The organism is Streptomyces sp. NPDC054765 (genome assembly GCF_053612065.1).
The window spans coordinates 23,314-47,848 of sequence record NZ_JBSHBP010000060.1; the positions used below are offsets into that span (position 1 = coordinate 23,314).

The 24,535-nt window shown below is 74.1% G+C and carries 18 protein-coding genes; 6 read left to right on the forward strand and 12 right to left on the reverse strand.

Going from position 1 to position 24,535, the window contains the following annotated elements:
• The first annotated feature begins 119 nt into the window (after positions 1-119).
• On the forward strand, positions 120-608 hold the full coding sequence (locus tag ACWGJY_RS29370; protein ID WP_453263905.1) for a hypothetical protein: 489 nt from the start codon (positions 120-122) through the stop codon (positions 606-608).
• Between the two features lie 175 nt (positions 609-783).
• Here the strand turns inward: ACWGJY_RS29370 and ACWGJY_RS29375 are convergent, their stop codons facing one another.
• Positions 784-1,113: a bifunctional 3-phenylpropionate/cinnamic acid dioxygenase ferredoxin subunit gene (locus ACWGJY_RS29375; RefSeq protein WP_453263888.1), complete on the reverse strand. Its 330-nt coding sequence runs from the start codon at positions 1,111-1,113 to the stop codon at positions 784-786.
• 161 nt (positions 1,114-1,274) lie between these two features.
• On the opposite strand from ACWGJY_RS29375, the gene ACWGJY_RS29380 reads away from it, so the two are divergent.
• The gene (locus ACWGJY_RS29380) at positions 1,275-2,081 is read left to right on the forward strand and encodes an IclR family transcriptional regulator (RefSeq protein WP_453263889.1); all 807 of its coding nucleotides are present in this window, start codon (positions 1,275-1,277) and stop codon (positions 2,079-2,081) included.
• A gap of 233 nt (positions 2,082-2,314) precedes the next feature.
• The gene (locus ACWGJY_RS29385) at positions 2,315-3,400 is read left to right on the forward strand and encodes an S-(hydroxymethyl)mycothiol dehydrogenase (protein ID WP_453263890.1); all 1,086 of its coding nucleotides are present in this window, start codon (positions 2,315-2,317) and stop codon (positions 3,398-3,400) included.
• A gap of 72 nt (positions 3,401-3,472) precedes the next feature.
• Here ACWGJY_RS29385 and ACWGJY_RS29390 read toward each other — a convergent pair whose 3' ends face one another.
• The 7 genes from ACWGJY_RS29390 to ACWGJY_RS29420 form a co-directional block, all read right to left on the reverse strand.
• The gene (locus tag ACWGJY_RS29390) at positions 3,473-8,182 is read right to left on the reverse strand and encodes a hypothetical protein (protein ID WP_453263891.1); all 4,710 of its coding nucleotides are present in this window, start codon (positions 8,180-8,182) and stop codon (positions 3,473-3,475) included.
• A gap of 299 nt (positions 8,183-8,481) precedes the next feature.
• Positions 8,482-9,489 (reverse strand): hypothetical protein, encoded by a 1,008-nt coding sequence (locus ACWGJY_RS29395; RefSeq protein ID WP_453263892.1) that lies wholly within the window; start codon positions 9,487-9,489, stop codon positions 8,482-8,484.
• 136 nt (positions 9,490-9,625) lie between these two features.
• On the reverse strand, positions 9,626-11,179 hold the full coding sequence (locus ACWGJY_RS29400) for a hypothetical protein (RefSeq protein ID WP_453263893.1): 1,554 nt from the start codon (positions 11,177-11,179) through the stop codon (positions 9,626-9,628).
• A 152-nt stretch (positions 11,180-11,331) separates the two neighbouring features.
• Positions 11,332-11,976 (reverse strand): pyroglutamyl-peptidase I, encoded by a 645-nt coding sequence (gene pcp, locus ACWGJY_RS29405; RefSeq protein ID WP_453263894.1) that lies wholly within the window; start codon positions 11,974-11,976, stop codon positions 11,332-11,334.
• Between the two features lie 93 nt (positions 11,977-12,069).
• Positions 12,070-13,038 (reverse strand): DUF979 domain-containing protein, encoded by a 969-nt coding sequence (locus ACWGJY_RS29410; RefSeq protein ID WP_453263895.1) that lies wholly within the window; start codon positions 13,036-13,038, stop codon positions 12,070-12,072.
• Positions 13,035-13,745: a DUF969 domain-containing protein gene (locus ACWGJY_RS29415; RefSeq protein ID WP_453263896.1), complete on the reverse strand. Its 711-nt coding sequence runs from the start codon at positions 13,743-13,745 to the stop codon at positions 13,035-13,037. The genes ACWGJY_RS29410 and ACWGJY_RS29415 overlap by 4 nt, the downstream gene beginning before the upstream one ends.
• 159 nt (positions 13,746-13,904) lie before the next feature.
• Positions 13,905-14,648, reverse strand: a complete 744-nt coding sequence (locus ACWGJY_RS29420; RefSeq protein ID WP_453263897.1) for a GntR family transcriptional regulator — start codon at positions 14,646-14,648, stop codon at positions 13,905-13,907.
• 309 nt (positions 14,649-14,957) lie between these two features.
• Here ACWGJY_RS29420 and ACWGJY_RS29425 point away from each other — a divergent pair, with 309 nt between their 5' ends.
• Genes ACWGJY_RS29425 through ACWGJY_RS29435 form a run of 3 tightly spaced genes read left to right on the forward strand, consistent with a single transcriptional unit; the run spans position 14,958 to position 17,217 of the window.
• Positions 14,958-15,737, forward strand: coding sequence for a LamB/YcsF family protein (locus tag ACWGJY_RS29425; protein ID WP_453263898.1), 780 nt, complete (start codon positions 14,958-14,960; stop codon positions 15,735-15,737).
• Positions 15,734-16,357, forward strand: a complete 624-nt coding sequence (gene pxpB / locus ACWGJY_RS29430; RefSeq protein ID WP_453263899.1) for a 5-oxoprolinase subunit PxpB — start codon at positions 15,734-15,736, stop codon at positions 16,355-16,357. The genes ACWGJY_RS29425 and pxpB overlap by 4 nt, the downstream gene beginning before the upstream one ends.
• Positions 16,354-17,217 (forward strand): 5-oxoprolinase subunit C family protein, encoded by an 864-nt coding sequence (locus ACWGJY_RS29435; RefSeq protein ID WP_453263900.1) that lies wholly within the window; start codon positions 16,354-16,356, stop codon positions 17,215-17,217. Before pxpB ends, ACWGJY_RS29435 begins: the two co-directional genes overlap by 4 nt.
• 136 nt (positions 17,218-17,353) lie before the next feature.
• On the opposite strand, the gene ACWGJY_RS29440 is transcribed toward ACWGJY_RS29435, so the two are convergent.
• Genes ACWGJY_RS29440 through ACWGJY_RS29455 form a run of 4 tightly spaced genes read right to left on the reverse strand, consistent with a single transcriptional unit; the run spans position 17,354 to position 24,319 of the window.
• Positions 17,354-20,968 carry a hydantoinase B/oxoprolinase family protein gene (locus ACWGJY_RS29440; protein ID WP_453263901.1) on the reverse strand — a complete coding sequence of 1,205 codons (3,615 nt, stop codon included), beginning with the start codon at positions 20,966-20,968 and terminating at the stop codon, positions 17,354-17,356.
• The gene (locus ACWGJY_RS29445) at positions 20,965-21,897 is read right to left on the reverse strand and encodes an SGNH/GDSL hydrolase family protein (RefSeq protein WP_453263906.1); all 933 of its coding nucleotides are present in this window, start codon (positions 21,895-21,897) and stop codon (positions 20,965-20,967) included. The genes ACWGJY_RS29440 and ACWGJY_RS29445 overlap by 4 nt, the downstream gene beginning before the upstream one ends.
• Before the next feature lie 59 nt (positions 21,898-21,956).
• On the reverse strand, positions 21,957-23,195 hold the full coding sequence (locus tag ACWGJY_RS29450) for a glycosyltransferase (protein WP_453263902.1): 1,239 nt from the start codon (positions 23,193-23,195) through the stop codon (positions 21,957-21,959).
• Positions 23,192-24,319 (reverse strand): glycosyltransferase family 4 protein, encoded by a 1,128-nt coding sequence (locus ACWGJY_RS29455; protein ID WP_453263907.1) that lies wholly within the window; start codon positions 24,317-24,319, stop codon positions 23,192-23,194. Before ACWGJY_RS29455 ends, ACWGJY_RS29450 begins: the two co-directional genes overlap by 4 nt.
• Positions 24,320-24,535 lie beyond the last annotated feature (216 nt).

The window sequence follows — 24,535 nt, forward strand, 5'->3', positions numbered from 1 at the left end:
CCCGGACAAGGCCCCCGCCCGGGTGAGCCGGTCCGGCGCCGCACCGCCCGGCAAGATGCCGGACAGTTGGCCGGTTTTGCTCTACCCCGGGTAACCCTACGCGGCCGCGGTACGTGACCATGAGCACGGACGGGGTGCGGCACCAGGGGAATGTACCCGGCGAAATCCGGGCAGCCACTGAGGAGTCGGACACGCGGGGAGAGTGCGGGGAGTGTGACGCGTTCATGGACACCGGCAGACGACCGTTGTGGCAGGAGGAGCCGGCCGTCCGGCGCCGGATGGCGGACCCGGTGCGGACCGCGGCGGTCCGCGCCGTCATCATCGTGGCGCTCACCCTGATTCAGGCCATGGTGGCGTTTTTGTGCACGCTGGCGGGCTCCTGGTTCGCGTTCCCCGCGGTGCTCGGCACGGTCGCCAGCACCGTGGTCGCCACCTGGGGGGTACTGGACGTCTGGGTGACCCGTCAGGTGTGGGTGCAGCGCAACGGGGTGCAGTCGCAGCCCAGCAGTACGGCCCGGGAGCTGCGCCGCGAGCGGCGCCGGGTGCGTCGGCAGCAGCGCCGGGAGTCACGGGAGGGCCCGTCGGGCATCGACCGGGCGGCCGCCTGAGCGGCCGGGCGGCAGGAGCCCCACGAGCGGCTCCCCACAGGACTCGCGGCCTTCCGCCCGTCGGGCCGTCCGGGCTCCTGAGGGACCGGAAAGACGCGCCCGGCGCCGGACCGTCACCGCGTGTGCACCGCGCCCGGCTGCGGACGGCCACCGTGCGTACGTCGTGACCGGGAGGTTATGCCACCGCCTCTTCCCTTACGGCGGGCCGGACATGGATCATGCCGTCCAGGACACCGACCTCGTGCGTGCGCACCGGCCGACGGGCGGGCAGACAGGCCGGGGCCCCGGTGCGCAGGTCGAACAGGGCCGCGTGCAGCGGGCATTCGACGAAGCAGCCCTCGACCCAGCCCTCGGAGAGGGAGGCGTCCTGATGGCTGCAGGTGTCGTCGACGGCGTAGTAGCCGCCCTCGGCGTGGAAGACCGCAATGGCCGGTGTGCTGTCGTCGATCTCGATCCGTACGGACTCACCCTCGGGCAGGTCCTCGATGCGGCAGACGGGAAACATCTGGCCCCCCTCTCGCTGATCGGTATCATGTGTTCTGAATAACGCACCGCAGAGCGCGATGCGCAACAGAATCCAAGCCGGGGAGCGGGCCGTCAAGGGCTTCCCGGCAGATGCCCTCAGACGTGCCCCGCGGGGGCCACCGGGTGGTGACACAAAGACCCATGTCGAACACGACCGATACGGCAGACGACCGGTCCGGGGAACGGCGCGCCGGGGCGGGATCCGTCCAGTCCGTGGACCGGGCGGTGAGCGTGCTGGAGATCCTGGCCAAGCTGGGCGAGGCCGGGGTGACCGAGATCTCCGAGGAGCTGGGCGTCCACAAGTCGACCGCGTTCCGGATCCTGGGCGTGCTGGAGAACCGCGGGCTGGTGGAGCAGGAGAGGGACCGCGGGAAGTACTACCTCGGCGCCGGGGTGCTGCGGCTGGCCGGCGCCGCGGCGATCCGGCTGGACATCTCCCAGGAGGGCCAGCCGGTGTGCCGTGCGCTCGCCGAGGACACCGGGGAGACCGCCAACATCGCGGTGCTGGACGGCGATGCGGCGGTCAACATCATGCAGGCCAGGGGCTCCGCGGCGGTCACCGCGTACAACTGGCTGGGCCGCCGCACCCCGCTGCACGCCACCGCCAGCGGCAAGGTGCTGCTGGCGCATCTGCCGGCGCAGCGCCGGGAGACCCTGGTGACCCGCAAACTGCCCCGGTTCACCGGGCACACCCTGACCACGGCGGCCGGTCTGCGCGAGCAGCTCACCGCCGCGCTCGCGAACGGATTCGCCTGCACCGACGAGGAGTTGGAGATCGGGCTGAACGCGGTGGCGGCACCGGTGCGGGCGCACGACGGCGCGGTGATCGGGGCGATCGGCGTCTCCGGCCCGGCGTACCGGATGGAGCGCGAGCTGCTTCCGGAACTCGCCGAGCGGTCCGCGAAGGCGGCCGCGGAACTCTCCCGGCGTATGGGGTACGCGGGTTGAGTCCGGTAGCGAAAAATCCCCCTTGACGGATCCCTGACCGGACTTCCAGCATGTCTCCTATAGCGCAACCCGGCGCACTATAGGCAACACGGGGGCAGTGGCGGACCGTCCTCCGCCACTGGCCTCGTGCCCAGCACCGCGTACCACTCCAACCCCCCACAGGCATCCGTGCCACCTCACCCGTGCTCCCCGCCCCTGCCGCCCCGCAGGCGCTGTTTTATTAGGAGTGAGCCATGCCGCACGAAGCCCGCGCCGTCGTCGCCCTCAAGAAGGGCGCCCCCGTCGAGGTGCTGCCGATCCTCGTGCCCGATCCCGGTCCGGGCGAAGTGCTCGTGACCGTGCAGGCCTGCGGGGTGTGCCACACCGATCTGCACTATCGCGACGGCGCGATCGGCGATGACTTCCCCTATCTGCTCGGCCATGAGGCGGCCGGGGTCATCGAGGCCACCGGCCCCGGTGTCACGGATCTGGCACCCGGCGACTACGTGGTGCTGGCCTGGCGGGCGCCCTGCGGGCAGTGCCGCGCCTGCCGCCGCGGACGGCCCTGGTACTGCTTCGACTCGCGCAACGCCGCCCGGCCCATGACCCTGCTGGACGGCACGGAGCTGACCGCGGCCCTGGGCATCGGTGCGTTCGCCGAGAAGACCCTGGTCGCCGCCGGGCAGGCGGTCAAGGTCGATCCGTCGGCGCGCCCCGAGGCCGCGGGCCTGATCGGCTGCGGGGTGATGGCGGGGTACGGCGCGGCCGTGCACACCGGCCGGGTGGGCAGCGGGGACACCGTCGCCGTCATCGGCTGCGGAGGAGTCGGCAACGCCGCCATCGCGGGCGCCTCCCGGGCCGGCGCACGACGGGTGATCGCCGTCGATCTCGACGACGGCAAGCTGGACGCCGCCGAACGGTTCGGCGCCACCGACACCGTCAACTCCCGTGGTACGGACCCCATCGAGGCGGTCCGCGCGCTCACCGGCGGGCACGGCGCCGACGTGGTGATCGACGCGGTGGGCCGCCCGGAGACCTACCGGCAGGCGTTCTACATGCGCGATCTGGCCGGCACACTGGTCCAGGTCGGCGTCCCCGAACCCGACATGCGCATCGAGCTGCCGCTGATCGATCTCTTCTCACGCGGCGGCGCCCTGAAGTCGTCCTGGTACGGCGACTGTCTGCCCAGCCGCGACTTCCCCGTGCTGATCGATCTGTTTCTGAGCGGCAAGCTCGATCTGGAGCGGTTCATCAGCGAGACCATTGCGCTCGATGACATCGAACCGGCCTTCGCGAAGATGCAGCGCGGGGAGGTCCTGCGGTCGGTGGTGGTGGTGTAAGGCACCCTCACGGATCCTCGGGGCTCCGCACGGCTCCGGCCGCCTCGGCCCGCAGGCCTCCCGCGCCGGCAATCACCCGGCGACTTCGTCCGTCTGCTCCTCGGGAGCCGGGTCCTCGGGAGCCGGGTCCTCGGGGCGGCGGTACATCCGCGTCGCCGTGATCTGCCCGTGCACCGCCTCGCCGGACGGGTCCGGCTGCGGCAGGCCCGGCCGCAGATGCTCCTCGACGCTGATGTACTTCAGCCCGGCCCGCAGGTCCGCGTCATTGCGCAGCCTGATGACCAGCGGGAACTCCGCGAGCGCCGTGGTGTCGAAGAGTCCGGTGGTGTACAGCAGCTGGACGCCCAGCGCGTCGGCGACGGCGCGCTGGAGCTCCAGCAGATAGGTCGCGTTGGCACGGCCGATGGGGTTGTCCAGGAAGAGCGTGCCGGCGTGCCGCTGCTTGTCGCGGCCCCGGTCGTTGCTGCGCAGCGCCGCCATCGTGCAATACAGCGCGATGGCGGCGGTCAGCAGCTGGCCGCCGGAGAAGACATCGCCCATCTGCCCGACCGGGACCCGCTCGGCGCGCAGCACCGCGTCCGGTTTGAGGATCTCCACGGCCACCCCGCGCGGCTGCAGCGCCGCGCCGACCCCGCGCAGCAGCAGGGACATCCCGTCCCGCCGCAGATCGCTGTTCTTCTTGACGGCCGCACGGGTCGCCTCGTCGATCACCTCGCCGAGCCGCTCGGCGAGCGTGGCGTGGTCGGGGTCCTCGAAGCGGATCCGCAGGAACTCCTGTCCGGACCACTCCCCCAGCCCCTCAGGCAGCCGGGACAGCCGCTGGGCGGAGCGGAGCGTGGTCAGCGACGACTCGACCAGCCCGCGCAGCCGGTCGACGATGGAGTCGCGGTTGCGCTCCAGCTGCGCCAACTCGTCGCTGAGCACCCGCAGCCGGGGGGCGAAGGCCTCGGCCCACTTGGCGGCATGGTCCGGGAGCGCCGCGGCGGGCAGTTCGCGGATCTGCTGCCGGGCGGGCGTACGGACCTGTTCGTAGCGGGTGGAGTTGGCGTGCCGTACGAGGATGTCACTGGCCTCGCGCACCGCGGAGTCGGCGGCCGAGAGGTCGGCGGCGCAGCCGCGCAGCGAGCGGCGGGACTCGGCCGCCGCCTGCCGGGCCTCGGCCAGCCGGCCCGCGTACGGCTCGGTCCGCCCGTCCGCCGCGTCATCGGTGTCCTGCTGGTCGCGGAGCAGATCGCGCAGCAGCGCGGCGGTCTCGTCGAAGCCGCCCGCGGCGTCCTCGGCGGCGCGATGGCCGCGCAGCAGCTCTTCGTGCCGCTCCCGGGCGGTCTCCAACGCCTCGGTGGCGGTGGCCAGTTCACCGGCCGCGGTGCGCAGCAGCTCCTTGGCGCGGTCCGCGTCCTTGGGCACCCGCTCCTCGGGCAGGTCGGTGTGCGCCTCGCCGTCGGTGGGGGCGAGGCGCTCGGCCTCGCCACGCAGCCGGCCGAGCTGTTCACTGGCGGCCGAGGCACGGGTCTCCAGCATCTGCACCAGCGATTCGGCGCGGGCCGCGGCCGCCTGCCGGGACGGCCCGTCGGCGGCGTCCGGGCTCTCCAGCAGGGCCTCCGCGCGGGTGCGGACCTTGTTGGTGAGGCGGTTCAGCTCGGCCAGGGCGGCGCTCTCGTCGCCCTCGGCGCGGGCCTGTTCGGCTCGCAGATCGGCACCGACGCCGACCTTCTCGTAGAGCTGGGAGGCGGCACGGTAGGCCTCGCGCAGCGTGGGCAGCGAGGCGCTCGTGCCCTCGGGGGCCTCCCCCACGTCGTCCGGCACACCGGCGATCTCGGCGCGCTCGGCGCGCAGTGCGCGAGCGGTGCGGCGGGCGTCGTCGGCGGCGCGCTGGGCGGCCCTGCGATCCTCGTCGGCGGCCCGTGCGCGGTCCACGCACTCCTCGGCGCGGGCCTCGAACTCGGCTGCCTCGTCGGCGAGTTCGCGCATCCGGGACTGCCAGGAGGCTCGTTCCCGCAGCCGGTGGGCGAGCCCGGCGAGCAGGTCGGCGGCGCGCCGGGCGCGCTGAGCGGTGTCCTGGCGCTCGTCACGTACCCGGGTGGCCTCGGCCGCGGTCTCGTCGGTCTCGGCGCGGGCCGTGCGGGCCTCGGACAGCTCGGCGGCGGCCTCCTGTGCGGCCGTACGGGTCGTTGCCGCGGCGGCGGCCAGTTCACCGAGGCGGCCGGCCGGGCAGCCCGCGCGCCACGAGCCGAGCCGGGCGGCCAGCGCACGGTCACCGGCGAGCCGGGCGGCCAGCGCCCGGATCCCCTCGTCGCGCTCTATGGCGCGGGCCCGCAGCGCCTGGCGTTCCTCGTCGGCGGCGGACTCGTCGTGCATCGCCGGGTTGGGCGGGACGAGGAATACGTGAGCGGCGGTGCTGTCCCGCTCGTCGGGGGCGGGCGTGGGCGCCAGCAGCGCCGCGGCGGTACCGACCGCGACGGCCGAGCGCGGCAGCAGCGCCGCCTGGGCGAGCACCTCGCGGGCCCGCGCATGGGTGTCCGGGTCCGTGATGATCACGCCGTCGACCAGCTCGGGGCGGGCGGCGAGCACCCGGGTGTGGTCGGCGGGGTCGACGGACTGGGCGAGATAGCGCCAGCCGGGCAGCGCGGGGACACCGTGCTCGCCGAGATACTCCACGGCGGCCAGCACATCGGGCCCCGGCGGCAGCAGTCCGCCGTCGCCCAGCGCGCCGAGGATCCGGGCATCGTCGGCGGCGGCGGTACGCAGGTCGAACAGCTGCCGTTCGGCGCCGGCGACGCCCTCCTCCAGCAGCTCGTGCAGCTCGTCGGCGTTGCGGTCCAGTTCCTCGGCGGTGAGCGGGCCCGCGCCGGGGCGGCGCGCCGGGACCGGGTCCGTACCGGGTGTGGCCGTACGGGGGCCGGGCACGCCAAGGGGCTTGGCCTCGGACTGCGGGAGTCCGAGGAGGTCGGCGAGCCGCTGCTCGGCGCCGATGGACTCGGCGGCCCGGCGTTCGGCGTCGTAGGCGCGCTCCGCGGCCTGCGCGGCGTCCTCCGCGCGGGCCGCCGCGAGTTCGGCGGCGGAGTGCCGGGCGGTGGCCTCGCGGGCGTGGTCGGTGGCCTGCCGGGCGGCGTCACGGGCCGCGTCCCAGGCCTCCACCGCGGTCTTCTCGGCGTCCGAGGCGGCGAGTGCGGCGCGGGCCGGGTCGGCGTCGGGGGCGCTGTCGTCCAGCCAGCCGGCCCGGACGGCTTCGGCGGTCTCCTCGGCGACCTCGGTCAGCCGCTGCTTGAGGTGGTCGGCCTCGCTGCGGGCACGCTGGGCGTGGGTGGCGGCCGTGGTGGCGTCACGGTGCGCGGATTCACCGGCCTCCTGAAGGCCGGCGGAACGCTCCTCCTCCTCGTTGGCGACCCGCTCACCGGCCTCGGCCGCGGTGTGCAGGGCGCGTACGAGGTCGGCGGCGGCGGTGGCACGGGCGGCGAGCGCGGGGGCGGCGTCCCGCTCGGCCTCGCGGATGGCAACGGCGACCCGCGCGGAGCGGTCGGCGGCGGCGCGGTGGCGCAGCGCGGTCTCGGCGGCCTGCCAGGCGCTGTGCAGCGTACGGGCGTCGTTCAGCTCACGGCGCTGGGCGGCGGCGCCCTTCTCGGCGGCGGCCAGCGCCAGCGAGGCGTGCCGGTAGGCGAGTTCGGCGGAGACCAGGGAACGGCGCTCGCGGACGCGTTCCGCGTCGGTGACGCGGTGCGCCGCGGTGGCGACCTGTTCGGCCAGCTCGGCGGCGCGGCCGCGCTCTTCGGTGCCGCGGGCGTGCAGCCGCTGGGCGAGGCCGCGCGTACGGCGCTCGGCTCCCGCATGCACCTCGCGGGCCCGTTCACGCTGCTCGGCGGCGTCGGCGATACGGGAGAGCAGGTCGAGGGAGCCGGCGGTGAAGTCCCGCTCGGCGGTGAGCTCGGCGCGCCGGCCGAGCTTGTGGGCGAAGCCGTGCACCAGGTCGGCGAGGCCGTCGGTGTCCCGGGTGTCCGTGACGGCGCGCAGCAGCAGGTCGGTGAAGTCCGAGTCGTTCTTCACCGCGAACAGGCCGGCTGCCTCGCCCTCGTCGGCGTTCATCTCCCGCTGGTAGCGGAAGAGTTCGGGGTCCAGGCCCAGTTCGCCGAGGTGTTCGTTCCAGCGTTCGTGGATCTCTTCCCAGACGACGTCGAGGTTGGGGTAGTTCTTCCCGGCCTCGGTGAGGACGTCGCGGAAGCCCTTCATCGTGCGCCGGCGGCCCTGGGCGCCGGAGCTGCCCTCGCCGCTCTCCTGGCGGGGGCGGACGACGGTGGCCTCGGCGACGGGGAGGGAGTCCAGGCTCATGCCGGGGCCGGGCCGGAAGCTGTACCAGGCCTCGGCGAACTTCCGGGGGTCGTTGGAGACCTGCCGGCCGCGCCATTCGCTGACCTTGCCGACGACCACGCTCTCGCCGGTGAGGACGTGCTGCCACTCCAGGGCGACATGGCCGCAGTCGTCGGCGAGCAGGAACTTGCGCAGCACACCGGAGCTGGCGCCGCCGAGGGTGTTGCGGTGGCCGGGCAGCATCACCGAGAAGATCAGCTTGAGCAGGACGGACTTGCCGCCGCCGTTCTCCAGGAAGAGCACGCCCGCGGGCGCCGGGCGGCGCGGCGGGCCGACCGGTTCGTCCTCGAAGAAGTCCGCCTGGGCCGGGGCCGGTCGGGGCACGGGCGCACCGACTCCGCGCAGGTCCAGCACGGTGTCGGCATAGCGCGCACCGGCGGGCCCGATGGAGTAGAGGCGGACCCGGGACAGCTCGTACATGGCGGACTCTCGTTGTCGTGTCGGGAAGGGGTGGTGCCGCTCCCCCGCCCCCTCCCCCTCCTCCCCCTTCGGGGGGAGGGGGCGGGGGTGGGTTCGGGGGTGGGGGGGGAGCCGGGGTCGAGCGACGGTCGGTGGTCGGTGGTCGGTCGGTAGTTGGCGGTCGGCGGTCGGCGGTCGGCGGTCGGCGGTCGGCGGTCGGCGGTCGGCGGTCGGCGGTCGGCGGTCGGCGGTCGGTCTGATGGTCTGATGGTCGGGTGCCGGTCGGCCGGCCGGAACATCAGCGGCCGACGGGCGGGACGTCAGCCGGAGTGGAAGGGCAGTCCGGCGTCGGCGACCAGGTCGAGGTCGTCGGTGTCGTCGCCCGGCAGCAGCGCGGCGCTGCCGTCGGCGACGGGGACGATGCCCAGCTCCAGCAGCTCGGCCATGGCGGCGCCGCCGGCCATGTCGCGGACCTGGAGCTGATAGCGGGCGGTGGTGCGGTAGGCGCCGCCGGAGTCGTCGCCGGTGCGCTGCAGAAAGCCGGAGTCGACGAGGAAGGTGACGGCCTTGGCGATGATGCCGGTCGTCGAACCGGCCAGCCGGCGGGCGTCCTTGGTGGCGCCGGTCGCACTGCGCCGCGCGTAGATGCGCCAGGCGGATTCCAGGCCGGGGGCGTCGGTGGCCGGGTCGGTGTTCTCGCCCTCCTGCTCGGCGCGCTCCTCCAGCCGGCGGCAGGCCTGCCGGACGAAGGCGTCGACGCCGTTGACGGTGATCCGGCCGATATAGCCGTCGTCGGCGAGGTCTTCGGGGCGCGGGAAGGCCAGTGCGGCGACGGCGAGATGAGCCAGGCCGTGCAGGAAGCGGTCGGCGGAGTCGGCGGAGGCGCGACGCGCGTAGTCCCCCATCCGTACGGCGAAGACGGAGTCCTCGTCGGCGGTGACGGCCATACCGGCGCGGGTGGAGACCTCCAGGACGACCAGGCCGAGGCCGGTGGCGACGGCATCGGCGAGCCGGGCGAAAGCGGGCTCGTCGCGATAGCGGCGCAGCAGTTCGCCGTATTCGGCGTCGCGGGCGGGCAGCAGCTTGGGCTGGAGGCCGAACGAGACCAGTCGCGCGGCGTCGGCGGCATCGGCGGGGCTGAGGGAGGGGGTCTTCCCCTGCCCATGGGGGCCTGCGCGGTCGGGCGACGTCGGGAGCGGGAGAGAAGCCGAGAGCTCGGGGAGGGGCCCCGCCGCGGCCGGCTCGGCGTCGGCGGTGGGCGCGCCCCAGCCCGGTTCACCGTTCCCGGACGCCCGGTCCGGCTGCGGTGCCTCGTCGTACTGGGTCACGGAACTAGCTCCTTGCGGGGGACGGTTTCGGAAATCACTGGCCGGCGCGACGCCTTGCGGCGGCCCGGCACGCCGGGGCCCGGCCGGACCGGGCGCGCCGCGCCGGCCGCCGGCCACTCCTCCTGGACACGGGACATCACGCCGCCTCCGAACGGTCCGCGGCCATTCCGGCGGAGTCCAGCAGGGCGGTGCCGACGATGAGGTCGGCCCCGCCGAACTCGGGGTCGGTCAGCTCCGTGCCGTCGTCGACGGCGAACAGCAGTTGCTGCTCTCCCTGGCGGTAGGCCGTGCCGACCGGCGGGCTGGCGGCGTGTACCGCCAACAGGGCGACCAGGTAGGGGAGTTCGGGATCGCCGAGGCGGGCCTCGGCGAGCAGTCCGGAGAGCCTGCGGGGTGCGTCGGCGGGCAGGTCGAGCAGCGTCATCGCGGCGTCGAGCTGCGCCTCGCTGAAGCGGCTGTCGTCGGGGGTCGCCACCAGGTCGGGCTCGGGCATCTCGGCGCCGAGGTGCTCGCGCTCCACGGGCGGGGTGAGCAGCACCTCGACGAGATCGCCGACGCGGACGGCCGAGGGTGTGCGCAGGCCCGTGCCGTGGGCGAAGAAGGCGTCGGTGACGCGGATGGCCTGCTCGGCGGGGAGCGGCAGCAGGGGGGCGACCAGCTGGCCGTACAGGTCGAGTCCGGAGCGGGCGGCGGGGGTGGCGAAGGCCTGCCGGTCCTGTTCGGCGCGGAAGAGCGGTCCGGCCTCCAGCAGCCGGGACTGGAGCTGGGTGTGGCGGCGGATGCAGTCCTTGACGATGTCGACGAGTTCGGCGGCGCGGCGCTTGTGGTCGGGCTCCTCGGTCTCGTCGCGGGCCTTGCGGATGTTCGTCAGGATGGCGTTCTCGTGGCGGTAGCGGTCCGCGACGTGGTCCAGCGCCTCGTTGATCATGTCGGGGACGGTCTCCAGCCAGTCCACGGCGCGGACGTTGCGGCGGGTGGCGTCCAGGGTCCTGCGCAGGGTCTCGGCGTACTGCACGGTGCGGTAGCGGGCCTGCTCGGCGGCGAGCTGGGCGTCGGCCAGCCGCCCGCGGTTGATCAGCACCTCCAGCTTGACCTCGGCGGCGATCTGGGCGCTGGTGACGTCCGTGTCGAGCGCGCCGACCAGGACGTTGACGGCTTCGTCGGTGGCCCGCAGGAAGACCGTGCCGCCGGCGGACGGGACCTCCTCGATGAGCTTGAAGTCATAGTCGCGGCGGACGTACTGGCCTTTGGTGTCGAAGGTGCCGTAGACGGCCCGGAAGCCGCGGTCCACGCTGCCGACGTTGATCAGGTTCTCCAGCACCCAGCGGGCGACCCGCTCGTGCTCACCCGTGGCACGGCGGGGTGCCTGGGCGGCGACCCGCGGGAGCACCTTCGCCACTATTTCTTCATGGTCGGCGCCGGTGTCGAAGTCCATGTTGAGGGTGACGAGATCGATCACGGCGAGCGCCACCTCCGCCATGGCGTAGACGCCGTACTCGCCCGCGAGGTTGGCCTTGCGCACATCGAGGTCGTGCAGCGGCGCGGTGCACGCGAGGGCGCGCAGCCGGCGGGCCAGGCCTTCGTCGGCGGCCGGGCCCGGCGCGGGCCGGTTCGGCCCGTTGAGCTGGGGCGCAGCGGCCCCCGGGGCGGAAAAAGTCACGTCGCACAGAGTAGGCGCTCGCACTGACATCGGACGAAACGGCGCGGATCCGCTCATGGGTGGAACCGCTGGTGGATCCGTTGACGGACCACTCGCCGGGCCGGCGCGTCAGTCTACGGCGTGGCCCGCGGTGGCCGGCCGCCAGGTCCCGTGGTCTCCGTTACCGGCGCCGGCGCCGGCCCTCAGTGGGTGGCTCCTCCGGCGACCCGGAGGTCGGTGCGGGTGTGTGCGGCGGTGACCGCGATCTCACGCAGGGCCCTGGCCACCGCTTCGGCCGGCAGCGACGGCTGGGCGCGGTCGACGACCTGTTCCGGCGCGTAGGGGACGTGGACGAACCCGCCGCGCATCTCGGGCAGTTCGGTGGCGATGAGGTGGGCGAGGCTGTAGAAGACGTGGTTGCAGACGAAGGTGCCCGCGGTGTTGGAGACGGAGGCGGGCAGCCCGGCGGCGCGCACGGCCGCCACACAGGCCTTGACCGGCAGGGTGGAGAAGTACGCGGCGGGGCCGCCGGGCACGATCGCCTCGTCGACCGGTTCGGCACCCGCGGCGTCGGGGATGCGGGCGTCGTCGATGTTGATGGCGATGCGTTCGACGGTGATGTCGGGGCGGCCGCCCGCCTGGCCGACGCACACCACTGTCTCGGGACGGGTCTCCTCGATCGCGGCGCGCAGCACCGCCACCGACGCTCCGTAGACGCAGGGCAGCTCGACGGCGAAGGCCTCGATGCCGGACGGCGGTTCGTCCGCGGCGGCGCGTACCGCCTGCCAGGAGGGATTGGTGGATTCGCCCTCGAAAGGCGCAAATCCGGTCAGCAGTACCCGGGTCATACGGTCATCCTTGGTACGAGGTGTCCGGCGGTGGGGACAGCGAACTAGGGGGTGCACGGCACCGCGGAGTGCGGCGCCGGCGCCCGGAGCGGTTCAGAAGGCGAACAACGCCATGATCACGATGTTGCAGCCCAGCAGGACACCCGCGGTGGGCAGTTGTGCCTTGATGGGCCCGTACTGGTCCTTCAGTTCCAGCAGGGCCGCCGGAATGATGTTGTAGTTGGCGGCCATGGGGGTCACGAGGGTGCCGCAGAAACCGGCGAGCATGCCGAGGGCCAGGACGGCGGCGGGGTTGCCGTCGAAGTGGCCGATCAGGACCGGCCAGCCGACGGCCGCGGTCATCACGGGGAAGGCCGCGAAGGCATTGCCCATGATCATGGTGAACGCGAACATACCCACGCAGTAGACGACGATCGCGAGGATGAGCGAGTCCTTCGGCAGTACGGAGGTGGCGAGCTTGCCCACCTGGTCGCCGACGCCGGAGACCTGGAAGATGGCGCCCAGTGTGGCCAGCATCTGCGGCAGCAGCATGGCCCAGCCCATCGCCTCCAGCATGGAGCGGCCGGACTGCACGGGCACGGAGATCCGCTTCTCGCGGAGCATGATCATGCCGACCACGAGGGCGGCGACGGCGCCGATCCCCAGGCCGAGGATCGTCTCGCTGCCCTCCTGGAGGACCGGTTCGCCCCCGATGGACAGGTGCTTGACGCCGAGGGCGCAGGCCATGGCGACGACCGGGATGGTGAGCGCCGGGACGAACAGCTTGTTGCCGAGCTTGGCGGCACTGGCGGCACGCTGCTCGGGGGTGGTGGTGCGCGGGGTGCCGCGCCCGGTGAAGCCGAAGCCGGCCAGTGTGGCCATGACGAGCACCGCGCCACCCAGCGGCTCGGCGGGCGCCTGCTTGGTGACGACCCAGCTGCTGTAGATGAAGCCGGCGCCGATCAGGCCCCAGAAGGCGCCGGTGCCCAGGCGCTTGGGGTTGCTGCGGTCGGTGACCATCTGGGCGGCCATCACCAGGAAGCTGAGGCCGACCAGCCAGTAGAACCACTCTGCCTTGATCACTGGGCGGCCTCCGCTGCGGCGGTGTGAGGAACCTGGGCGGTGCGCAGTTCGCGTTCCAGCCGGCGGTCCAGGCGCAGCAGCCGCCAGCCGTGGACCACGAAGGCGCACACGGCGGTGGGGATCGCCCACAGCGCGAGCTGCAGCGGTTCGAGGTGGGTGCCGTAGGTGGTGTTGACGAAGCCGGTGATCAGCAGGATCGAGCCGACGGCGAGGAAGACGTCCTCCCCGAAGAAGAGGCCGATGTTGTCCGCGCTGGCGGAGAACGACCTGACCTTCTCCCGTATCCGCTCCGGGAGTTCGCCGTATGTGCGCTCGGCCGCGCCCTCGGCCATCGGGACGGCGAGCGGGCGGACGGTCTGGGCGTGGCCGAAGACGTTGGTCAGCCCGACCGCGGCACCGATCTGCCGCAGACCGAGGTAGAGCGCCAGAAAGCGTCCCGTGGTGAGCCCGCCGAAGCGGGCGATGAGGTTCCGGGCCTGCTCCTGGAGGCCGTAGCGCTCCAGGAGGCCGATGACCGGGAGGGTGATCGCGAAGATCGTCACCGCCCGGCTACCGGCGAAGCCCTCGCCGAACGCGGCGAGCACCTTGCCCGGCGACAGCCCGCCGAGGAGGCCGGTCACGATGCCGGCCACCCCCACGACCAGCAAGGGATTGCGTTTCGTGGCGAAGCCGATCACGACCACGAGCACGCCGAGGAGCACGATCATGGATCCGCCTTCCGCGTACGGGGACCCCACGGGTCCGTGAGGAGATGAAGAGAGTGCAGCGGACGTTAGGCGATTGTTCAACGATCCGACAAGGGGTCTGCGAAGACGGATCTCAAGCCGTCCCCGTGGCGGCCCCCGTGGCGGCGCGCGCCGCGAGGCTCATCCCTCCGCGATGCGCTGCGCGTAGGCCCCCGACAGCTGGCTGCGCGAGTCCTCCAGATAGGACAGCAGCAGCCGCTCGGCCTCGGCGGCATCGCCCGACTGCAGCGCCTCGACAATCTGCCGGTTGCGGGTCAGATAGGGCGCGTGGAAGCGCCGGGGGTCGGCCATGACGTGGAAGACCAGCCGGAGTTCGGCGAGCACGGCCCGCATCAGCTCATCGGTGCGCGGGCTGCCCGTCAGGGCCACGATTCCCTGGTGAAAGCGGATGTTGGCGGTCGAGAGCGCCTGCCACTCCCGGCTCCCGGAGGCGGCCTCGCCGGCCTGTACGGCGGCCTCGATCGCCGCAATGGCGTCCGTCACACCGGGGCCGTAGGGGCCCTGCCCCAGCCCCCGTACCGCCGCGCACTCCACGAGCATGCGCACCCGGTAGATGTCCTCCAGGTCCTCGACGGTCACCATCCGGACGAACACCCCGCGGTTGAGCTCGTGCACCAGCAGCCGCTCATGCGTCAGCAGCCGGAAGGCCTCCCGCAGCGTGTTCCGCGAGACGCCCAGCGCACCGCCGATGCTCTCCTCGGAGAGCCGGGCGCCGGGCGGGAAGTAGCCCTCGGTGATCCGGTCGCGCAGGATGTCGGCGACCCGCTCGGCCGTGCTGGAGCGCCCCAGCAGGGCGCGGTCCCCCTCCAGGCCCGCCACCTCGGTCAGCCGCCGCCGGTCGTTCTTCGCCGCTCCGCCCGCCATACCGCTCCCCGCTCTCGCGCCGTACCGGGCGGCGATCGAGGCCGCCCCGGTGTCGTGTGAGCGGAAGTCAATCCCAGATGGGGGAACGAAACAACGCATCCCCCCTCGGATGCAGCACATCTCTTGTCGGATCGTTCAACGATCCTTTACGTTGTCCCCCATGCCGGTCGGCTCGGCTTGCCCTCGGGGGAGAGTCACTACGGATACGGGCCGGCCGGCGCGGAACGCCCCCGCCCTGCCCCGACCGGGCCGCCGCGCCCTGCGCACCGCGCGCCCGTCCGGCACCGAGCACCCCTGGAACGGATACACATGAGTGACGGCCCGGCGGCACCTCCCGTCATCGATCTCAACGCCGACCTCGGGGAAGGCTTCGGCCGCTGGCAGCTCACCGACGACGAGGCCCTGCTCTCCGTCGTCACCAGCGCCAATGTCGCCTGCGGCTTCCACGCCGGCGACCCGGCCACGATGCGCCGGGTGTGCGAACTGGCCGCCGAGCGCGGCGTGGTCATCGGCGCCCAGGTCTCCTACCGCGACCTGGCCGGCTTCGGCCGCCGCGCGATGGAGGTACCACCGGACGAGCTGTCCGCCGAGATCATGTACCAGATCGGTGCGCTGGAGGTCTTCGCGCGCGCCGCCGGCGCCCGGGTCGGCTATGTCAAACCGCATGGCGCGCTCTACAACCGCTGTGTCCATGACGAGGAGCAGGCCGGCGCCGTCATCGACGGCATCCGGGCCGCGGGCGGCGCCCTGCCCGTCCTCGGCCTGCCCGGCTCCCGGCTGCACGAGGCCGCCCGGCGGGCCCAACTGCCCGTCGTCGGTGAGGCCTTCGCCGACCGCGCCTACACCTCCGGGGCCACCCTGGTGCCGCGCCGCGAACCGGGCGCGGTGATCCACGACGCCGACGAGGTCGTCAAGCGCGCCCTCGGCATGGCCCGCGACCACACCGTCACCTCCCGCGACGGCCGGCCCGTCGGCATCACGGCCCGGTCGCTGTGCCTGCACGGCGACACCCCCGGCGCCGCGGACCTCGCCCGGCGCGTACGGTCCGAGCTGGCCGCGGCCGGCGTACACATCCGGAGCTTCGCATGAGGCCGCTGCCGGTCGGTGAACACGGGCTGCTCATCGAGCTGGACAGCGCCGAGGAGGTCGAGGCGCTGCACGCCGAACTGCTGCGCCGGGCCGCCGACGGCGTCCTGCCCCCGGTGCGCGAGATCGTGCCGGCCGCCCGTACGGTGCTGCTCGACGGCCTCACCGACCCCCGCGGGCTCATCGCCGAACTCGCCGCCTGGGCCATCCCGCCGCTCACCGTCGGCGACCGGCCCACGGTGGAGATCCCGGTCCGCTACGACGGCCCCGACCTCGGCGATGTCGCCGCCCTGTGGGACACCACCCCCGAAGAGGTGGTGCGGCGGCACTCCGCGACGGAGTTCCATGTCGCCTTCTGCGGCTTCGCCCCCGGCTTCGGCTATCTGACCGGACTGCCCGAGCAGCTGCACGTACCGCGCCGGGACACCCCCCGTACGAAGGTCCCGGTCGGCTCGGTCGCTCTGGCCGGCCCGTACACCGGTGTCTACCCGCGCTCCTCCCCCGGTGGCTGGCAGCTGATCGGCACCACGGACACCGTTCTGTGGGACCCGCGCCGTGAACCGGCGGCGCTGCTCGCACCCGGCACCCGCGTCCGCTTCGTCCCGCAGGAGACCGTCCGATGACCGACCGCGCCTTCTCGGTCGTCCGGGCCGGTGCGCTGACCACCGTCCAGGACCTCGGCCGGCCCGGCCATGCCCACCTGGGTGTGCCGCGGGCCGGGGCCCTCGACGCGCCCGCGCACCGCCTCGCCAACCGCCTGGTCGGCAACCCCGAGTCCGCCGCCACCCTGGAGACGACGTTCACGGGCTGTGCCCTGCGGGTCCGTACGGCCACCACCGTCGCCGTCACGGGCGCGCCCTGCCCGGTGACCGTCGACGGCCGCCCCGCACCCTGGGGCGCGCCGGTCCGCGTCCCGGCGGGCGCCGTCCTGGAGGCGGGGCCCGCCACCCACGGGCTGCGCTCCCACCTGGCCTTCGCCGGCGGCATCGACACCGAGCCGGTCCTCGGCAGCCGCGCCGCCGACCTGCTCTCCGGTCTGGGGCCCGACCCGCTCGGCGACGGCGCCATCCTCCCGCTGGGCGACCCGTACGGCCCGCCGGCCGCCGCCGACGCGGTACCGCACCCCGGCCCGGTGACGGAGCTGCTCCTGCCGTTCCTGCCCGGCCCCCGCGACGCCTGGTTCACCGATGCCGGTCTGCGCACCCTCACCACCGGCCGCTTCCGCGTCTCCCCGGCCGGCAACCGCATCGGCCTGCGCACCGAAGGCCCGGCCCTGGAGCGCGCCCGGACCGGCGAACTCCCCAGCGAGGGCATGCCCCTGGGCGCCCTCCAGGTCCCGCCCGACGGTCTGCCGGTCCTCTTCCTCCACGACCACCCCACGACCGGCGGCTATCCGGTCATCGGCGTGGTCCCGGAGCGCTTTCTGGCCCCCGCGGCCCAGGCGGTACCGGGGACACCGGTCCGCTTCCTCCGCATCCGCTGAACGTTCCGCGGGACGTGCCGGGCGGTGCCGTCATGTGGCTGCGGCTGCAACTGCGGCTGCGGCTGCGGCTGCGGCTGCGGCTGCGGCTGCTGTGACATGGCTGGTCGCGCAGTTCCCCGCGCCCCTCGAGGGCGCCTCAGCCCCCGTCCGCCACCCCGTACCCCCCACCGCCCGGCGTGCGCATCACCAGCACATCGTCCACGCCGACCTCCGCCGCGTCGCAGCCCGCCAGTTCCTCGCGCGAACCGTCCGCCCGTTCGACGGAGTTGGCGCCCAGCGCACCCGGGGCGCCGCCCGCCATGCCGTACGGCGCGATCCTGCGGTGGCCGGTCAGCAGGGCCACGGTCATCGGCTCCAGGAAACGCAGCCGGCGCTCGACACCGCAGCCGCCGTGCCAGCGCCCCGCACCACCGCTGCCGGAGCGGATCGCGAAGCTGTCGACACGGACGGGGTAGCGCCACTCCAGCACTTCGGGGTCGGTCAGCCGGGAGTTGGTCATATGGGTCTGGACGGCGTCCGCGCCGTCGAAGCCGTCGCCGGCGCCCGAACCACTGGCCACGGTCTCGTAGTACTGCACGCGGTCGTTGCCGAAGGTGAGGTTGTTCATGGTGCCCGAGCCCTCGGCCTGGACGCCGAGCGCGGCGTAGAGCGCGCCGGTCACGGCCTGGGAGGTCTCCACATTGCCCGCGACGGTGGCGGCCGGGAAGACCGGGGCGAGCATCGAGCCCTGCGGGATGCGGACCTCCACGGGCTTGAGGCAGCCGCTGTTGAGCGGGATGTCGTCGGCGACCAGGGTGCGGAAGACGTACAGGACGGCCGCCATCACCACCGAGCTGGGCGCATTGGCGTTGCCGGGCTGCTGGGGCGAGGTGCCGGCGAAGTCCAGTACGGCTCTGCGGGCGGCACGGTCGACGGTCAGCGCGACATGGATCTCCGCCCCGCTGTCGGTCTCGTAGCGGTAGCTGCCGTCCGACAGCTGCGCGATGATCCGCCGCACCGATTCCTCGGCGTTGTCCTGGACGTGCCCCATATAGGCCTGGACGACCTCCAGCCCGAATTGTCCGGTCATCCGCCTCAGTTCCCGGACGCCCTTCTCGTTGGCGGCGATCTGGGCGCGCAGGTCGGCGAGGTTGGCGTCCGGTGCGCGGGAGGGGTAGGGGCCGGCGGCGAGCAGTTCGCGGGTCGCCCGCTCGCGCAGCTCGCCGTCCCGCACCAGCAGCCAGTTGTCGAAGAGGACGCCCTCCTCCTGGATGGTCTTGCTGAAGGCGGGCATCGAGCCGGGGGTGATGCCGCCGATCTCGGCGTGGTGGCCCCGGGAGGCCACCAGGAACAGCAGCTCGTCCCCGGCGGTGTCGAACACAGGGGTGACCACGGTGACGTCGGGAAGGTGGGTGCCGCCGTGGTACGGGTCGTTGACCGCGTAGACATCGCCCGGCCGCATCTCGCCGCCGCGGCGCCGGAGCACCTCCTTGATGGACTCCCCCATCGAGCCCAGATGGACCGGAATGTGCGGGGCGTTGGCGATCAGACTGCCGTCGGCGTCGAAGAGGGCGCAGGAGAAGTCGAGGCGCTCCTTGATGTTGACGGAGTGCGCGGTGTGCTCCAGCCGGACGCCCATCTGCTCGGCGATGGCCATGAAGAGGCTGTTGAAGACCTCCAGCATCACCGGGTCGGCCGCCGTGCCGACCGCCGCCCGGCCGGTACGCGGCCGGGCCCGGGTCAGCAGGAGGTGCCCGCCCTCGCCCACGGCCGCCCGCCAGTCCGGGTCGAGGACCGTGGTCGCGTCCTCCTCGGCGATGACCGCCGGGCCGGTGAGGGTGTCGCCGGGGCGCAGGTCCGTGCGGCGGTAGAGGCCGGTGTCCTGCCGGCGCCCGCCCGTATACATCCGGACCGTGGCGGCAGGCGCCAACTCCCCTTCGCGGCCTCCCGGCCGGGCCTCGTAGCCGCCCGCGCCGCCGGCCGCGCCCAGCGCCTCGACCGACACCGCCTCGGCCACCAGGGGTTTGTCCATGGTGAAGGCGTAGCGCTCGCGGTGTGCCCGGACGAATTCCGCGGTCATGGTGGCGGCGTCGGCCAGCGGGACGCCGATGGTGGAGTCGGTGCCCGCATAGCGGATCAGCACCCGGGCGCGGGTGCTGACCGAGTCGTCCGGCACCCCGTCGTCGAGCAGTTCGCGCCGGGTCACTCCGGCCAGGCCGTCGCACACCTCGCGCAGCCGGCCGAGGGCCGCGGGGTCCGTGAACTCCGCCTCGACGGCCTGTTCACGCATCGCGGTGGCGTCGGCGACCCCGATGCCGTACGCGGAGAGCACCCCGGCCAGCGGCGGGACGAGCACGGTGGTGATGCCCAGCGCGTCGGCGACCGCGCAGGCGTGCTGGCCGCCGGCGCCGCCGAAGCTGGTGAGGGCGTAGCGGGTGATGTCATGGCCGCGCTGAACGGAGATCTTCTTGACGGCGTTGGCCATGTTGAGCACCGCGATGTCCAGGAAGCCGGCCGCGACCTCCTCGGGCCCGCGGTCGTCCCCGGTCTCGGCGGCGGCGCGCGTGGCCAGTTCCGCGAAGCGGACGCGGGCCACCTCGGCGTCCAGCGGCAGGTCGCCGTCCGGGCCGAACACCGCGGGGAAGTGCGCGGGCTGGATGCGGCCGAGCATCACATTGGCGTCGGTGACGGTGAGCGGTCCGCCGCGCCGGTAGCAGGCCGGCCCCGGGTCCGCGCCGGCCGAGTCGGGACCGACCCGGTAGCGGCGGCCGTCGAAGTGGAGTACGGACCCGCCGCCGGCCGCGACGGTGTGGATGTTCATCATGGGGGCGCGCATCCGCACACCGGCGACCTCGTTGCCGAAGACCCGCTCGAACTCGCCGGCGTAGTGCGACACATCGGTGGAGGTGCCGCCCATGTCGAAGCCGATCACCCGGTCGTGGCCGCCGCCGGCCTCCGCGGCGGTACGGACCATGCCGACGACGCCGCCCGCGGGACCGGACAGCACCGCGTCCTTGCCACGGAAGTGTGCGGCCTTTCGCAGTCCGCCGTTCGACTGCAGGAACATCAGCCGGATGCCGGGGAGCTGGGCGGCGATCTCGTCGACGTACCGGCCCAGGATCGGGGAGAGATAGGCGTCGACGACGGTGGTGTCGCCGCGCGGCACCAGCTTCATCAGCGGGCTGACCTCGTGCGAGCAGCTGACCTGGGAGAATCCGGCCCGCCGGGCCAGCTCGGCGACGGCCCGCTCGTGGTCGGGGTGGCGGTAGCCGTGCAGCAGGACGACGGCGGCGCTGCGCAGGCCGTCCGCGTGGGCCCGGTGCAGCGCCCGGCGCACCCCGGCGGCCTCCAGCGGCCGGACCGGCTCGCCCCGGGCGCCGGTCCGCTCCGGTACCTCGATCACCCGGTCGTAGAGCGCCTCGGGCAGCACGATCCGGCGGTCGAAGATCCGCGGCCGGTTCTGGTAGGCGATCCGCAGGGCGTCCCGGAAGCCTTCGGTGATCAGCAGCACGGTCGGTTCGCCCTTGCGCTCCAGCAGGGCGTTGGTGGCGACGGTGGTGCCCATCTTCACGACGGAGACCCGTTCGGCGGGCACCGGTTCGTCCGGGCCGAGCCCCAGCATCATCCGGATGCCGGCCACCGCGGCGTCCCGGTAGCGCTCCGGGTGGTGCGAGAGCAGCTTGCCGGTGACCAGCCGTCCGTCCGGCCGCCTGCCGACGACGTCCGTGAAAGTGCCACCGCGGTCGATCCAGAACTCCCAGCGTCCGGTCACCCTGCCATTGTCGCAGCGCCCTTCGCCGTCGCGGCTGTTTTCCCGGCCGGGATGCCGTCCGCCTCGGTCAGGGCGGCGAGCGCGCCCCGGGTGGCCCGCTCGGCCGCGGCGTCCAGCAGCCGCCCGGATCCGGCCAGGCCGTGCCGGCACTCCTGGAGCGCCAGGGCGAGCAGGCCGGGCAGCAGATCCGTGCACCGGTCGGCGACCCAGCGGGTGCCGCGGGTCGCCATCCACCGGGCGGAGCCGGCGCGGGTCGGCGGCGGCCCGTCGAGGGTGAGCGTCGGCGGCGGTCCGACGGGCAGGCCGGCGGCGGCGAGCGCCGTGTGGAAGCCGCGGGCCAGCAGTCGGTGGCCGCGTTCGCTGGGGTGCAGGCGGTCCACGCTCCACGAGGCGCGCTCGGCGGCCCAGGGGTGCGCGGCGAGGTGCAGATGGACGCCCTGATAGCGGGCGGACACCGCATGGACGACGGTGTTCACGGCGTGCATCCGCCGGGCCAGCGGGCGGGCCAGCGGCGCGGGCAGCCCCAGCATGCGGCCCGGATCGGGCAGACAGGCCGTCAGCACCACCGCCCCGTCGCCGCTCAGTGTGCCGTGCGCCCGGTCCAGCGCGGCCGCGACCCGCTCGATGGCGAAGGCCGCGCGCAGGGTGTCGTTCGCCCCGACGACCAAGGAGACAAAGCGCGGCGCCAGCTCCCGCGCCACGGGCAGCTGCCGCTCGGCCAGCTCCGCCGCCAGCGCCCCGCTCCGCGCCAGGTTCACCAGCTCCACGGCGCCCGGCCGCTCGCCCAGCGTTCCGGCGAGCAGAGCCGCCCAGCCGCGCCAGCCGCCGCCCGGTACGGGGTCGCCGAGCCCCTCGGTGAGCGAATCACCGAGCGCGACAAAGCGGGCCGGGGCCGGGCGACCACCCCCGCCCGGCGCCTGCTCGGATATCACCGGCTGCTCGGGTATCACCGGCTGCTCGGATATCAACGGCCCCTCGGAGCGCACCGTCACCACCCGCCCAGCGGGCCGGCCGACGACGGCGAGGACGCGGCGGCAACCGGCCTGCCGAGCGGTACGGGCGCGTCGTGGGCCGCCAGGAAGGCATCGATGGCGGGCTGCCAGCCGTAGCCCTCGGCACGCCGGCGGGCGGCGGCGCGCCGGGCGGGTTCGGGCCGGGCCAGGACCCGCTGGACCGCATCGGCGAACGACGGCCCGTCGTCGAGTGCCGTGTCACCGCCGCTGCCGACGAGACCCGCCAGCGCCGATGCCGCGCTGGCGACCACCGGGGTGCCGCAGGCCAGCGCCTCCAGGGCGGCCAGTCCGAAGGTCTCGGCCGGGCCGGGCGCCAGCGCCACATCGGCGCCGGCCTGCAGTGTGGCGAGCCGGCTCCGGTCGGCGAGATGTCCGAGGAACGCAACGGGCAGCCGCTCGGACCGCGCCCGGGTCTCCAGGCGGGCGCGCAGCGGCCCGTCACCGGCCACCACCAGCGCCGCGTCGACCCCGCGCCGCCGCAGCTCCGCCAGCGCGTCCAGCGCCCGGCCCGGCCGCTTCTCCTGCGACAGCCGGGAGCAGAGCAGCAGCAGCACCTCCGCCCGGCCCGCCCAGCGCCGTCGCAGCTGCGCGCTGCGGCAGTCCGGGTGCCAGGCGGCGAGGTCGACGCCGAGCGGAGCGCGCACCACATTGCGCACCCCGACCCGGGTGAACTCGGCCGCCGCCCAGTCGGTGGTGCACACGACCTTGCTGTAGGCATGCGCCGTACGGAGGTTGAGCCGGTCCGCGGCGGCGCGGGCCAGCGGCTGCGGTACCCCCCAGGTGCGCAGCACCCCGTCGACGCTCTCGTGCGAGACCATCACGGCGGGGATCCGCGCCCGGCGCGCCCACTGCCCCGTCCAGCGCAGCGTCGTCCGGTCGGAGACCTCCAGCCGGTCCGGGGCCAGCGCGTGCAGCAGGTGCTGGAGCCGGCGTCGGTCGGTCAGCATGCGGTAGCCGCCGCTGCCCGGCAGCTCCGGCCCCGGCACGGTGATCACCCGGCCCTGCGCGGTGACTTCGTCGCGCAGGCCGGCCGTCCCGCCCGTCCCGTCCGCCCCTGGCGGTCCGGGGACGATGAGCACCGGCTCGTGGCCGGCGGCCCGGTAGCCCGCGCCGAGTTCGCGCAGCGCGGCGCGCAGGCCGCCGGAGGCCGGGGTGACGAAGTTGGCGATCCGGACGATCCGCAGGCCCGTCCCCGTGCTGCGCCGCGCGGTCATGCCGCCACCGCCGTCCGGTCGCTGAGCACGGCCTCGTAGTGGCCCAGCAACTGGTCGCCGACCGCCTCCCAGGTACGGTCCGCGACGGCACGGCGGGCCGCGGCGCCATACCGGATGCGCAGCTCGGCGCTGCCCGCGAGCAGCCGCACCGCGTCCCGGAACGCGCCGCCGTCACCCGGTGTCACCAGCAATCCCGTACGGCCGTGGTCCACCAGGTCGAGCGGGCCGCCCGCCCGCGGCGCCACCACCGGCACACCGGCGGCCATCGCCTCCTGCACGGTCTGGCAGAACGTCTCGTACGGCCCGGTGTGCACGAAGACGTCCAAGGAGGCGTAGAGCCGGGCGAGTTCGTCGCCGGTACGGCGGCCGAGGAAGCGGGCCTGCGGCAGTGCGGTGCGCAGCCCGGCGGCGCTGGGGCCCTCGCCGATGACGACGGTGCGTACGCCCGGCAGCCGCGAGGTCTCGGCCAGCAGCCGGACGTCCTTCTCCGGCGCGAGCCGCCCCACGTACCCCACCAGCAGCTCCCGCCCCGCGGTCAGTGAACTGCGCAGCACCTCGTCGCGCCGCCCGGGGTGGAACCGCTCGGAGTCGACACCGCGCGGCCACAGATGAACCCGTGGGATGCCGTTTTCGGTCAGGTCCAGCAGCGCCGCGCTGGAGGGCGCCAGGGTGCGGTCGGCGGCGGCGTGCACCGCCCGGATGCGCCGCCAGGCCGTGGCCGCGCCGCCGCCGAGGTAGGTGCGGGCGTAGCGGCCCAGATCGGTCTGGTAAACGGCGATCGCGGGCACCCGGCGGCGGGCGGCGGCCGCCATGCCGCGGGCGCCGAGGACGAAGGGGCTGGCGAGGTGCACCAGGTCGGGGCGGTGTCCGTCGAGGGCCGCGGACAGCCGGCGTCCGGGGAGGGCGATCCGCACCTGCGGATAGCCGGGCAGCGGCATGGAGGGCACGCGGACGACGGGGCAGGGACTCTCGTGCGTACCGGTGGCCGGCGACGCGCCACCCAGCGGCGCGATGACGAGCGGATCGTGGCCGCGGCGGACGAGATGCCGGACGGTTTCCAGGGCGCAATGGGAGACGCCGTTGACATCGGGCGGGAAGGATTCGGTGACGAGGACGACGCGCATACCGCTGTTCTCGGCGCGCCGTGCGTGGAGGGGACCAAGGGGATCTTTCCAGCCGGAGAACGTCCCATGACCGTCCGCTGCGCTTGGCCTGCGGCCCACGTCGTTGGCTTTCCCGCCGTTGCGCCTGGCGGCGGACCGGGGCCCGCTGCGCGGGGCTGTCGGGGTGCGGTGACGGGCCTCCGCGGGTGGGGTGCCGGACTGCTTCGCTTTACGTCC